Annotated in this window: 11 protein-coding genes; 7 read left to right on the top strand and 4 right to left on the bottom strand. The window is 46.9% G+C overall.

What is annotated here, in order from left to right:
- Positions 1-12: 12 nt before the first annotated feature.
- Both rnpA and rpmH read right to left on the bottom strand, forming a co-directional pair.
- Positions 13-378 (bottom strand): ribonuclease P protein component, encoded by a 366-nt coding sequence (gene rnpA, locus LPA26_RS10355; RefSeq protein ID WP_229008237.1) that lies wholly within the window; start codon positions 376-378, stop codon positions 13-15.
- A gap of 25 nt (positions 379-403) precedes the next feature.
- The gene (rpmH, locus tag LPA26_RS10350; RefSeq protein WP_018987191.1) at positions 404-538 is read right to left on the bottom strand and encodes a 50S ribosomal protein L34; all 135 of its coding nucleotides are present in this window, start codon (positions 536-538) and stop codon (positions 404-406) included.
- A 338-nt stretch (positions 539-876) separates the two neighbouring features.
- Here rpmH and dnaA point away from each other — a divergent pair, with 338 nt between their 5' ends.
- The 7 genes from dnaA to LPA26_RS10320 all read left to right on the top strand — a co-directional run bounded on the left by dnaA (position 877) and on the right by LPA26_RS10320 (position 10620).
- Positions 877-2307 carry a chromosomal replication initiator protein DnaA gene (gene dnaA / locus LPA26_RS10345; RefSeq protein ID WP_229008236.1) on the top strand — a complete coding sequence of 477 codons (1431 nt, stop codon included), beginning with the start codon at positions 877-879 and terminating at the stop codon, positions 2305-2307.
- A 269-nt stretch (positions 2308-2576) separates the two neighbouring features.
- Entirely contained in the window at positions 2577-3680 is a 1104-nt protein-coding gene (gene dnaN, locus LPA26_RS10340) for a DNA polymerase III subunit beta (protein WP_055830679.1), read from the top strand.
- 80 nt (positions 3681-3760) lie between these two features.
- Positions 3761-6166, top strand: coding sequence for a DNA topoisomerase (ATP-hydrolyzing) subunit B (gyrB, locus tag LPA26_RS10335; RefSeq protein ID WP_229008235.1), 2406 nt, complete (start codon positions 3761-3763; stop codon positions 6164-6166).
- A 287-nt stretch (positions 6167-6453) separates the two neighbouring features.
- Entirely contained in the window at positions 6454-6606 is a 153-nt protein-coding gene (locus tag LPA26_RS14355) for a helix-turn-helix domain-containing protein (RefSeq protein WP_370634361.1), read from the top strand.
- Positions 6587-7309 (top strand): hypothetical protein, encoded by a 723-nt coding sequence (locus LPA26_RS10330; protein WP_229008234.1) that lies wholly within the window; start codon positions 6587-6589, stop codon positions 7307-7309. Before LPA26_RS14355 ends, LPA26_RS10330 begins: the two co-directional genes overlap by 20 nt.
- A gap of 485 nt (positions 7310-7794) precedes the next feature.
- The gene (locus tag LPA26_RS10325; protein WP_229008233.1) at positions 7795-9033 is read left to right on the top strand and encodes a putative DNA modification/repair radical SAM protein; all 1239 of its coding nucleotides are present in this window, start codon (positions 7795-7797) and stop codon (positions 9031-9033) included.
- Positions 9034-9081: 48 nt separating this feature from the next.
- Positions 9082-10620 (top strand): UdgX family uracil-DNA binding protein, encoded by a 1539-nt coding sequence (locus LPA26_RS10320; protein WP_229008232.1) that lies wholly within the window; start codon positions 9082-9084, stop codon positions 10618-10620.
- Between the two features lie 65 nt (positions 10621-10685).
- On the opposite strand, the gene LPA26_RS10315 is transcribed toward LPA26_RS10320, so the two are convergent.
- Both LPA26_RS10315 and LPA26_RS10310 read right to left on the bottom strand, forming a co-directional pair.
- A complete protein-coding gene (locus LPA26_RS10315; protein ID WP_156376485.1) occupies positions 10686-10916 on the bottom strand; it encodes a hypothetical protein in 231 nt (76 codons plus the stop codon).
- 168 nt (positions 10917-11084) lie between these two features.
- Positions 11085-12851, bottom strand: a complete 1767-nt coding sequence (locus LPA26_RS10310) for a monovalent cation:proton antiporter-2 (CPA2) family protein (protein ID WP_229008231.1) — start codon at positions 12849-12851, stop codon at positions 11085-11087.
- Between the last annotated feature and the right edge of the window lie 65 nt (positions 12852-12916).

Raw genomic sequence — 12916 nt, 5'->3', positions numbered from 1 at the left:
TCATCGGATTTATCAGGAAACAACAGCCGTTTTTTTTAGCTTAACCAGCAAAAGCGACAGATCTCGTTGTACCGCAGGAAAATCCGCATGCTGAAATTTCTTGCGTACCTGAAGCACGACATCATAACCGCTTGTTGCCGGTGATGGTTGATTTCTTAACAACTCGCGCAGTACCCGCTTCATGTAATTACGGCTAACCGCCAGCTTGGCAATTTTTTTTGAGACCACCAGACCGTAACGGTGCTGCGCTTGCTGGTTTGGTTTTATATTCGCAAGCAACCACTCGCCATATAACCGTTTCCTGAAAGTAAAAACGGATGAAAATTCATCCGTTTTTCTAAGCTTGTACAATGTCATGGCTTTTGTAATGTCATGCATTGGCTAAGCAATGCCATACCGGGGATTACAGACCCAGGCGTTTACGGCCTTTAGCGCGACGGGCAGCAATGACTGCACGGCCACCTTTGGTTTTCATGCGCACCAGAAAGCCATGGGTACGGGCACGACGTGTTTTAGATGGTTGGTAGGTACGTTTCATTATTTAGCTCCTGTGCCAAGTAGGGAATAATCCCGGCAGTTAAAATCTGTTTCGGCTCTGCTGATTTCCCAGCTGAATTTTGCCGATTTCAAAAACCCTTAATTAAACATGATTTCGACAGACTATGTCAATGATTTTTTTTATATTTTTATGGGTGCAGGCTGTGGATAACTCATGCTAAAACGTTTAGAATGTTCCCAGTGAATCATGCAGTTGAATAGCTCTGATTCCCACTTCTGCCACTCTTTCCTGGCAATTATAAAGAATAAAACGCAAACTTCTCCAAGGCTGACAAGCAGAAGTAAGCTTTTTGCATGATATTGAAAAACACTGGAGCAATGGAAAATTTTTGGGCGCATTGTCTGCTGAAGTTCGAACAGGAACTGTCTGCACAACAATACAATACCTGGATTAAACCCCTGCGAGCACGCGTGAATGGTCAGGCTGTGCAAATTGTTGCGCCTAACAAGTTTGTGATGCAATGGGTGAAAAGCAAGTTCTTCACCCGCATTGAAACCATTGCACACGAACTCTCCACCTCAGTAGTCGTTGAACTGATTGTCGATAGCAGTATCTTGCAAACCGAACCGGGTTTGGTGAATCCAGCCGCAGGTATGCCTGCTATAAATATTGATTCTGGTACTAGTGAAAAACCTTCAGCCAAACTCCCGCCAAGAGCACTGGAAAGAATTGCAGAAAAGAAACCACTGCCTAGCCGTGCGCCGGTTAAAAATTTAAAAGCTGAAAAGAGCAGCGGACTGAATAACAGTTTCCTGTTTGATAACTATGTGACAGGGCGCGCCAATCAATTGGCACGTGCGGCCGCGATACAAGTTGCCGGTAATCCGGGCCAAGCCTATAACCCGCTATTTATTTATGGTGGAGTAGGGCTGGGTAAAACGCATTTGCTACAGGCGATTGGTAACGAGCTGAAAAAAGTTAAACCGGATGCCAATATCCGCTACCTGCATGCCGAGCGCTATGTATCGGATGTGGTGAAAGCTTACGAAAATAAAGCGTTTGATGAATTTAAACAGCAATACCATTCCCTGGATTTATTGCTGATCGATGACATTCAATTTTTCGCCAAGAAAACGCGGACGCAAGAAGAGTTTTTTTACGCGTTCAATACCTTGATTGAAGAAAAAAAGCAGATCGTGATCACCTGTGATACTTATCCAAAAGAAATTGTGGATATGGATGAACGTCTGCGCACGCGCTTCAGCTGGGGCCTGACCGTGGCTGTTGAGCCACCGGAACTGGAAATGCGCGTAGCCATCCTGCGTAAAAAAGCCGAGACGCTCAAAATCAACCTGCATGAAGATGTGGCGTTTTTTGTTGCCAAACAGATCCGTTCCAGCGTACGTGAACTTGAAGGTGCACTCAACCGTATTATCGCCATGGCCAACTTTACGGGCCATGCCATCGATGTACATTTGGCCAAAGATGCCTTACGTGATCTGATTGCAGTGCGTGGCCGCCAGATTACCATAGAGAACATACAAAAAACGGTGGCTGACTATTACAAGATTAAAGTCAGTGATATGTTCAGCAAAAAACGCTCACGCAATGTGGCTCGGCCACGCCAGGTAGCCATGTCATTAGCCAGGGAACTAACCAATCACAGCTTTCCGGAGATAGGCGAAGCCTTTGGCGGACGTCACCATACAACGGTGATGCATGCCTGTGACGAAATTGAACAATTGCGTTTAAATGACCAGACGCTCGCTAGAGATATCGGTTTTTTAACGCAGGTAATTAGAGATTAGTTATCAGGGATTAAAGCAACAGATTGAAAACAAAAGCTGTGGATAAGATGCGAATGAACTGTGTTTAAATATTGCGTAAAGCCAGGATAGATTCAGTTTACAATACCAGGCACAAACAATGCAGGTTTAAACCGCAATTTATACACAAGCTAACAGTGCAACAAGTGGTTGAATTTTAATAGGTTTTTAAGTTACCCACAAATAATCGTATCATTACTATTATTCTTATCTTTTATATATTGAAATAAAGTTATTAATTAGGTCAGGCCATGCAAATCAAAATCAGCCGTGAAGTATTGCTAAAACCACTTAACAATGTCACCGGAATCGTAGAACGCAGACATACGTTACCGATACTTTCCAATTTGTTGATTAACATCAAACAACAGGAAATGCATTTGACGGCGACCGACCTGGAAATGCAGATTTCACTAAAAGTAAATAGTGGTGTTGAGGGTGAGTTGAGTACCACCATCTCTGCCAAGAAATTACTGGATATCTGCCGTTCATTGCCTGACAGCACCACGATAGAAATGAATAACCAGGATAACCGCATCACCCTGAAAGCAGGCAAGAGCAGATTTAACCTGCAAACCTTGCCTGCTGCGGATTATCCTTTAATGAGCAAAGCCAGCGGCCAGAACATCAGTTTCAGCCTGGCGCAATCAGAACTGAAACGCCTGTTGAAACAGGTTGAATTCGCTATGGCGCAACAGGATATCCGCTATTACCTGAACGGCCTGTTGATGGAAGTGCAAGGTAACCAGTTGCATGTAGTGGGTACCGATGGTCACCGCCTGAGTTATACCAATACAACACTGGACCAGGAGTTTGAAAAAACTGAAGTAATCCTGCCGCGCAAGACCGTGTTGGAATTAACCAAATTACTGGATGAACAATCTGATTCACCGGTAGTTATTGATTTATTGAATGGCCAGGTCAGTTTTGAATTTGGTGATATTCAACTGATCAGTAAAGTGATCGATGGCAAATTCCCTGATTACAACCGCGTAATCCCCAATGGTCACCAGAATACGTTTGAAGTGAATCGCCAGGCAATTTTGAGTGCTTTGCAACGTGCTTCAATTTTATCTAACGAAAAATATCGCAGTATCCGCATGGTGATCACCGATGGGCAGCTTAAGCTGATCAGCACCAATACCGAGCAGGAAGAAGCAGAAGAAGAATTGGATATTGATTACAGCAAAGCAGCGCTGGATATTGGTTTTAATGTCACTTACCTGATTGATGTTTTGAACAATCTGGGCGATGAAAACATCCAGTTTGCGTTTGCCGATGCCAATAGCAGTTGCCTGATCACCACTGCCAGCGATACCAACTATAAATACGTTGTGATGCCAATGCGCATATAATGCAGGATTACCCTGTTTCACGTGAAACACGGAATGTATTGGTTTCAATCGTCTTTTAATCAAATAAAGAAACTTTTGTTATGGCACAGCCACAAGAATATAACTCAGACAGTATCAAGATTTTAGAAGGTTTGGACGCGGTGCGTAAGCGTCCAGGCATGTATATCGGTGACACGTCAGACGGTTCCGGCCTGCACCATATGGTGTTTGAAGTATTGGATAACGCGATTGATGAAGCTTTGGCTGGTCATTGCGACGACATTAAAGTGATTATCCATCCTGATAACTCCATCAGTATTTCTGATAACGGTCGTGGTATTCCTACCGATATCAAAGAAGACGACAAACACGAGCCCAAGCGTTCAGCTGCTGAAATCGTGATGACTGAGTTACATGCAGGCGGCAAGTTTGACCAGAATTCATACAAGGTATCTGGTGGCTTGCATGGCGTAGGTGTGTCAGTTGTGAATGCCTTGTCCGACTGGTTAAGGCTGAAAATTTACCGCAAAGGTAAAGTACACCAGATGGAGTTTCAGCGTGGTGTGCCACAAGCGCCGTTGGCCGTTACCGGCACTACTGACAAAAAAGGGACTGAAGTGCATTTTCTGGCTTCCGTTGATACCTTTGTGCTGGTTGAATACCACTTTGAAATCCTTGCCAAACGTATCCGCGAATTATCTTTCCTGAACAATGGTGTAAAAATCGAATTGATCGATCAGCGTACCGGCAAGTCAGAAAACTTCGAATTCAGCGGCGGTATCAAAGGTTTTGTGGAATATATGAACCGCAGCAAAACTGTTTTGCACCCAAAAGTGTTTTACGCAATCAGTGAAAAAGACAATATGACGGTAGAAGTCGCCATGCAATGGAATGACAGCTACTCTGAAACGGTGCAATGTTTCACCAATAATATTCCGCAACGCGACGGTGGTACCCATTTAACCGGTTTGCGTACAGCCATGACGCGGACTTTGAATCAATATATCGAGCAAAACGAATTCGCTAAAAAAGCCAAAGTGGAAACCACTGGCGATGACATGCGTGAAGGCATCACTTGTGTATTGTCGGTCAAGGTACCGGATCCCAAGTTCTCATCCCAGACCAAGGACAAACTGGTTTCCAGTGAAGTACAGCCGGTAGTGTCCGAGATTGTGTCTGCCAAACTGGCAGAGTTTTTAGCTGAAAATCCGGTCGATGCCAAAATCGTCTGTGGCAAGATTGTAGAAGCTGCCCGTGCGCGTGAAGCCGCCCGTAAGGCGCGTGAAATTACCCGCCGTAAAGGCGTGATGGACACCATGGGCTTGCCAGGTAAACTGGCCGATTGCCAGGAAAAAGATCCTTCATTGTGCGAAATCTACCTGGTCGAGGGTGACTCTGCGGGTGGTTCAGCCAAACAAGGCCGTGACCGTAAAAACCAGGCTATCCTGCCACTCAAAGGTAAAATTCTTAACGTAGAAAAAGCCCGTTTTGACAAGCTGCTGGGCTCTCAAGAAATTGCCACGCTGATTACGGCCTTGGGTACCAGCATAGGTAAAGCGGATTTTAATGTCGATAAACTGCGTTACCACCGTATCATCATTATGACCGATGCTGACGTCGATGGTGCCCATATCCGTACTTTGCTGTTGACCTTCTTCTACCGCCAGATGCCTGAGCTGGTAGAGCGCGGTCATATTTACATTGCGCAACCACCGCTCTACAAAGTCAAACAGGGCCGTGATGAGCGTTACCTGAAAGATGAACACGAGTTGGATGAATACCTGCTGAACTCAGCGCTCAAAGGTGCCGAGTTGCTTACCCGTGAAGGTGGTGAAAGCTTGAAAGACGATGCGCTAACCAGCATTGCCAAACAGATGGTGCTGACTGAAGCGGTGATCCGCCGTATTGCCAACCTGTATGATGAAAGCGTATTGCGCGCCATTCAAGACCTGGGTGAGCTGGACTTAAGCACCGAAGCCACCGCTAATGAAGCTGCCAGTAAATTGCGACCTATCCTCGGTGCCATTGGTTCCGAAGTGATCGTGGTCCAGGATACCGAAACCAGCGCTTACCGCCTGGAGGTGAATAAATTCGTGCACGGCAACCTGCAAAGTTGTGTGATTGATGCAGAATTTGTCGGCAGCGGGGATTACCGCCAGATCAACCGGACCTCGCAGCTGGTGAATAACCTTCTGGGTGAAGGTGCAGTGATCAAGCGCGGCGAGAAAGAGCAACGCGTCAGTACCTTTAAACAGGCGCTGGACTGGTTATTAGGTGAAGCGAGACATAACCTCAACATCCAGCGCTATAAAGGCCTGGGAGAGATGAATCCGGAGCAGTTGTGGGAAACCACCATGGATCCAACCGTGCGTCGCTTGCTCAAAGTGCAAATTGACGATGCCATCAGTGCTGATGAAATCTTTACTACATTGATGGGCGATAACGTAGAACCACGCCGCGCATTTATTGAAAGCAATGCGTTGAGTGTAGGCTCACTGGATGTTTAGCAGCATCTAGCGTCCGATCAAATGTTAATAAGTGTAGGTTCGCAGAAATAGTGAAAACTTTCGCACAATTGTGAAAACTCAGTTGTGCGAATTTTTTTGAAAATTATGGATATAAAAGCTTTTAAAAAAATTGGGTTGCTAAAAAAGCTTCCTATATAGGAAATAATACAATATTTATATAACTAATTTTCCTTATAAAACAATAACTTAATAAACATTTTTGTTGAGAAAATAGTCCCGGTGATGTAATCTTTCTGTTCGAAGATTATTAAATCCGGGATTTTTTTTTGAGCCCTTTCGCTGCACATCTTTATCAACTTCGCCAAAGACTTAAATTAAGTCAACGAGAGCTTGCTGAGCACGTAGGTTACGAGCAAGGGTTGATCTCTGCGCTAGAGTTAGATAAGAAATCCCCAACGGATGAGTTTACTTTCCGATAAGACCGGCGACATTCTTAAAGGCATTTTTAAAGATTTTTGTTCAGTTAAAGGTATAAAAAACTTATTGATTGTCCCTTCGTACGATCTTGACAGCGATTTCACTCAATATGCGGAAAATCGTAAGGCGCTCCTCGATGAACTCATCAAAGGCGTCGACCCGAAACAGCAACCCTCCCAGCTGACCAGTACGGTTATCTCTGGACTATCTTATAGCTTCGCATGGAGTGCGGGTGTTTATTTTGGGGAAAGTGCCTACTCACCGATTGAACATGCGCTGCAGCATCATGAATTACTGTTCGGACATGCGAAGAAATTCTCACGTGACGAACACAGCGTAATTGTTTTCGTAATATTCCCTTGGTCAGGGGAGAAAGTTTTCTCTTTCGAAGGTACAAAACGAACTTTTTTTAAGCAACTTGGAGATCACTTTTTTAACGACTACCTCGGATCGGCAGATCTTGCGAGTAAGTACAACCGAAAATTTAAGTCCTCCATTTTGGCTGCCAATGTAACTCGGTACCTCTCAGGTATTGTGTATCTCGAAGATAAAGCGATCACTGCAAACACTCCTGACCAACTCAACATTGAGGCTAGCTATCGTTGGAATGAAAACGCAATTAATCCATTATTTGGCACCTTGTTCGACAACAGATTGAATCTTCATGGGGCTTTCAACCTAAATACATATATAGCTGAAAGTTAGAACCTGATTACCTGTAATTTATTCAAATTTTTGCACTTACAACGTTATTGGTTTATCGACTACGTGTTTGGGTCGTACCCCTAATAAAATATAGGGCCTCTTCATTAATACTGAAATTACCCTAGGAATTTTTCACTTTATATGCGAATTTAAAAGATATGACCACATAACAACTTTGAAAAGTTTGTTGATTTTATTAGGTGTGAGTTTTCACTTATTTTGAGAACCTACAATAAGTTAAAGGCTCCTCATGGGGCCTTTTTCTTGTTGAGGATATAAGTAGTTTTCGTCAATATGATGAATGATGAACTCGTACTTTTAGATATTGGTTAAGGTTTTGAAGGGGAGACGTCACACTTGCTGCACGCGCGACTAGCTTATAGAAAAACATAATTCTAAATGGCTATATCCAGAACCAAGGAGCCGTTGCCGGGTCATATTTCTGTTGTACTTTCATTAAAGCAAACCCACTCAAAAAGATCGGCATGGAGCTTAAGCAAAAACTCGAAATACTGGCTGACGCCGCTAAATACGATGCTTCGTGTGCCTCCAGCGGCACCGACAAGCGTACTTCGACAGGCGGCAAAGGCATAGGCTCAACTACTGGCATGGGCATTTGTCACAGCTACGCACCTGATGGCCGCTGTATTTCACTACTGAAAATTTTGCTGACCAATTTCTGTGTGTATGACTGCGTCTATTGCGTTAACCGCGTCAGCAGCAATGTGCCCCGTGCGCGCTTCAGTGTAGAGGAAGTTGTTAACCTCACGCTGAGCTTTTATCGGCGCAACTACATCGAAGGACTTTTTCTGAGTTCAGGCATTATCCGTAATCCGGACTACACCATGGAGCAAGTGGTGGAGGTGGCGCGGGTACTACGCGAAGAGCACGATTTTCGCGGTTATATCCACCTGAAAACGATTCCCGATGCCAGCCCTGAACTGATGGCCCGCGCCGGTTTGTATGCTGACCGCCTCAGTATCAATGTCGAGCTGCCTACCATCGCCAGCCTGCGTACGCTGGCGCCTGAAAAAGATGGGCAGGCCATACGCCGTTCCATGGGTCATTTGCGGCTCAAGATAGACGAGAGCAAAGATAAAACGCTGACCGGCAAAAAACCGCTGCGCTTCGCTCCCGGCGGCCAGAGCACGCAGATGATCGTCGGTGCGGATACGACAGACGATCGCGCCATTCTCGATACCAGCGCCAACCTCTATGGTGCGTTCCGCTTGCGGCGTGTCTACTACTCGGCCTTCAGCCCGATACCTGATGCCAGTAAAGTGCTGCCGCTGAAAGCGCCACCGCTGGTACGCGAGCACCGGCTATACCAGGCCGACTGGTTATTACGCTTTTACGGGTTTGATGCTCAAGAGATAGTAACCGGCCAGGATGGTATGCTCGATCTTGATGTCGACCCGAAAACAGCCTGGGCATTGCAGCATCGCGAGCAGTTTCCGGTCGACCTTAACCGTGCACCCAAGGCGATGTTATTGCGCGTGCCTGGACTGGGGGTGACCAGCGTTGCCCGCATTGTCACTGCCCGCCGAGTACGCCCCATCCGTTATGACGATCTGGCGCGTTTGCGCGTTTCACTGAAAAAAGTGCTGCCGTTCGTGATGCTGCCTGATTATCATCCTGGCCGCAGCCTGGATGACAACAACCTGAAACAGCGCTTGCAGCAATCGATAGCCCCGCAACAGTTCGGCCTGTTCGAACCGTTCTAGCTTATCGAGCTATCTCTTCTTGCAGACTCAAAGTATTCAGAAAGCCACATGCAGGTAGTCCGGCTAGCCAATGAAACCGATTTTGAAGGCTGGCGAAACGCTGCCCGGGCTTTGCTAGCTCAAGGCATCGCACCTGAAAATATCGAATGGCGGGTGGGTGATGAGGGCGGCGGTTTATTCGATAGCCCTGAATTCAAGCCGGATAGGCAGCATAATCAGTTATTTGATCAATCGCCATCAGTCCCTCTCCATTCCAGCCAATCACAATTTAGCCAACCAGAGGTTAACCAATTTCCAGCCACTCAATTCAAGGTCCCACGCGATTTTATCGAGCTTTGCCGTAAAGCCATCTTGCATAGTGACCCGACGCGTTTTGGCTTGTTGTACCGCCTGTTGTGGCGACTGAAAGACGAGCAGAAACTATTGCGGATTTCTTTCGATCCGGATGTAGCGCGCATTCAGTTTATGATCAAAGCCGTACGCCGTGATCTGCATAAGATGAAGGCCTTTGTGCGATTCCGCGAAATAGAGATTGAGGGTGGAGAATCCGAGTTTGTGGCCTGGTTTGAGCCCAGCCATCACATCGTCGAAGCTTCTGCACCTTTCTTCACCGGGCGATTTACCAATATGCGCTGGTCCATACTTACGCCTTTTATCTGCATGCATTGGGATTGCACAGCGTTAAGTTATAGTCCGGGGGCTAGCAAAGCCGATGCACCGGCTGATGATGCCGGTGAGGATTTATGGCGCTCGTATTACCGCAGTATCTTTAACCCGGCAAGGCTCAAGATATCAGCCATGCAGTCGCAAATGCCCAAAAAATACTGGCGCAATCTGCCGGAAGCGCCGTTGATAGCCGAGTTGATCGCGAACTCCTCGCAACGCATGGATAGCATGATTGCAGCCGAACCGACGGTGCCGCAGCGTAAAGTAGTCAGGTACGTAGGCAGCAGTCAGAGCGCCATCCCTGTAGACGAAACACAGGCAATGGCTGCATTACGCAGATGGAATGAAAGTATGCTGGCACTAGAATTTCCGCTGGCGGTGCATGCCACGCAAGCCGTATTAGGCATCGGTGCGGTGCCAGCTTCTCTGATGCTGCTGGGAGAACAACCGGGCGAACAGGAAGATCTGGCGGGGGAGCCGTTTATTGGTCAGGCCGGGAAACTGCTGAACCAGGCTTTACTGCATGCGGGTATACAGCGATCAGACATTTATATCACCAATGCACTCAAGCACTATAAATTCAAGCTGCAAGGCACGCGCCGGGTGCGTATGTTGCCTGGTGTCGGTGATATCAAGACTTATTGGCCGTGGTTACAAGGGGAGATGGCCATTGTAAAGCCAAGGGTTTTGATTGCGCTGGGAACGGTCGCGGCACAGGCAATCACTGGCGTAGCGCTGGAGATGGAAAGCAATCGGGGAAAGCTGTTTCCTTTGCCAGAGGGCAGGCAGGCGCTAGTGACTTATCACCCATCATTTATCCTGCGTACAAAGGATGAAGCGGCGAAACAGCAATACTATGAGCAGTTAGTGAACGATCTTAAACTGGGACTGGCAATAGTCAGTGCTGCAGCTAGCGAGTGACAACTTGTTTCCGGAAATTGAGTAAGATCCTGAAGTTATAAATCCAGGCGCTATCCATAAAGTCATCAGGCGGCTTTCGCCCCACGATAAATATACAACTGCGTCAATTCACCAGTGAGAAGTTTGCATGCCTCGTCATAAGCAACACGCGTAAGGAGTATGCGATCGCCTTCGTCAGGTACAAACAAATAGGATTCTTTTTCCACATCAGAAATAAATTCGCCTGCTAATACACCGTTGATATATACAAAATCCAGGCTGGATTGCATTTCTGATTTTTTGAATTCTATTTTCATGAAAGGCTCACTCATCAATTGGGCATAAAAAGGGGCTTCCGTAGAAGCCATGCGCTATTCACACTTAGCAAAATTAGCGTTAATTCCGCTGCTCGTGATATATGAACATTAACGGCAAAAAATAGAAAAATTTATAGGGCAAATACTCTAAGTTTTGTAGGAATATCCTTACGTCTCAGTATTGGGGCTTTCCAGCTCAAGTAAAGTTTTCAAATCCTGTCGGCCCTGTTCCATCAGACTGGAAATGGCTTTGCGGTCATGTCGGATTTTCAATGTAGCCTCAAGCTGATCCAGGTCATGCTTTTCAAATTGCCTGACGACTTTTTCAGCCACGCTGGCGCTTTCGCCAATCGCCAGCAAAGATTGTCTGGCGGCTTCCAGCGAAGAATAAAAGGTTTCCCGGATAGGGTTTAAATCCAGTTCGCGCAAATCAAACGCGTCGGTACGGCTTCTGGCCCTGGCGACAATAGCCACGGCTGGCCAGCGCTCCTTGACCAGTTTCGCCATCTCCAGCGCAGCGGCAGAATCATTCACGGCAATCACCAGCAATTTCGCTTCGGCGATACCTGCTTCTTCCAGCAAATCCAGTCGCGACGCATCACCGTAATAACAACGCCAGCCAAAATCACGCATCAAATCGACCTGGTTAGGGTCGTTATCAATCAAGGTCGGCGTAATGCCTTTGGCGACCAGTACGCGGCCCACAATCTGGCCAAAACGTCCAAAGCCGGCAATGATGACACTGTTATTTTCCGGGATAGCATCTTTAGGCCGTTCACTGCATTGCAGGCTTAGAAAGCGGTCATACAGTAACAGCAGGATAGGCGTGGTCAGCATGGAGACGGCGACAATCGCATTCAGGATATTGTAGGTTTCGCGTGAAATGGAGTTTTGCGCCAAGGCCAGGCCAAAAATAACAAAAGCAAACTCGCCGATTTGCGAAATGGAAAAACCGAACAATACTTTGTCACGCAGGGAATATTTAAACACCCAGCCCAGCCCCATCAGCACGCCAATTTTGATGGCGACAATCAATAATGCGAAGCCGAAAATCAGCAGAGGCTGATTGGCCACCAGTGATAAATCCACCGTCATGCCGACTGCAATAAAAAACAGGCCCAACAGCAAACCTTTCACCGGCTCAATATCTAACCTGAGCTCATAGCGGTATTCCGAATCAGCCAGTAATACGCCGGCTAAAAAGGTTCCGAGCGCCATTGATAAGCCCACCGATTCCATCGCCAGCGAAATACCGATGACCAGCAACAGTGAAAAGGCGACAAAAATTTCCCTCACGCCGGTCTGCGCGATAGCACGCATAATGGGGCGCAATACAGTCCGACTGGCAAGAACGATGGCGACAATCACGGCGATCGCTTTAGTCACTGCCAGTAGATCAAAGCTGGAGGCAGAACGGTCAGGCGCCAGAAATGCCAGCAACATAAATAAGGGAATGACAGATAAATCCTGGAACAGCAGAGTCGCAAAAGCAGCTTGCCCGCCTGAGGTGTGCAACTGCTTCTTTTCAATCAGCGCGGTGAGTCCAATCGCGGTCGAGGACATCGCCACCCCCATACCAATAATAATGGATTCGCTCCAGCTAAACCTCAGGGTGTGAGCAATCACTGTCACTACCAGTATTGTCAGTGTTACCTGCATACCGCCCAGGCCAAATAACAGCTTGCGTAATTCCCATACCTTTTGCGATTCGAGTTCAAGACCAATCAGGAACAGCATCAGCACCACCCCAAACTCCGCAAAGTGCAGCACATGCTCCGGATCTGCAATCAGTTTCATCGCATACGGGCCAATCACGATGCCGGCAATTAAATAACCGAGTACCGAGCCCAGGCCCAGCCTTTTGAAGATGGGGACCAGAATGAGGGCGGCAGACAGATATATCGCTGCTTGGACGAGAAAATGGGAAGAATCCATGGGGGGCCTTAATGATGAGTTTCTACAGGTTGTGATACATAAACTGAATGCCGCACCAGCCAAGT

The organism is Methylophilus sp. Leaf408, from assembly GCF_916856905.1.
Taxonomy (GTDB): Bacteria; Pseudomonadota; Gammaproteobacteria; order Burkholderiales; family Methylophilaceae; genus Methylophilus.
This window is presented reverse-complemented; position numbering and strand designations above follow the sequence as displayed.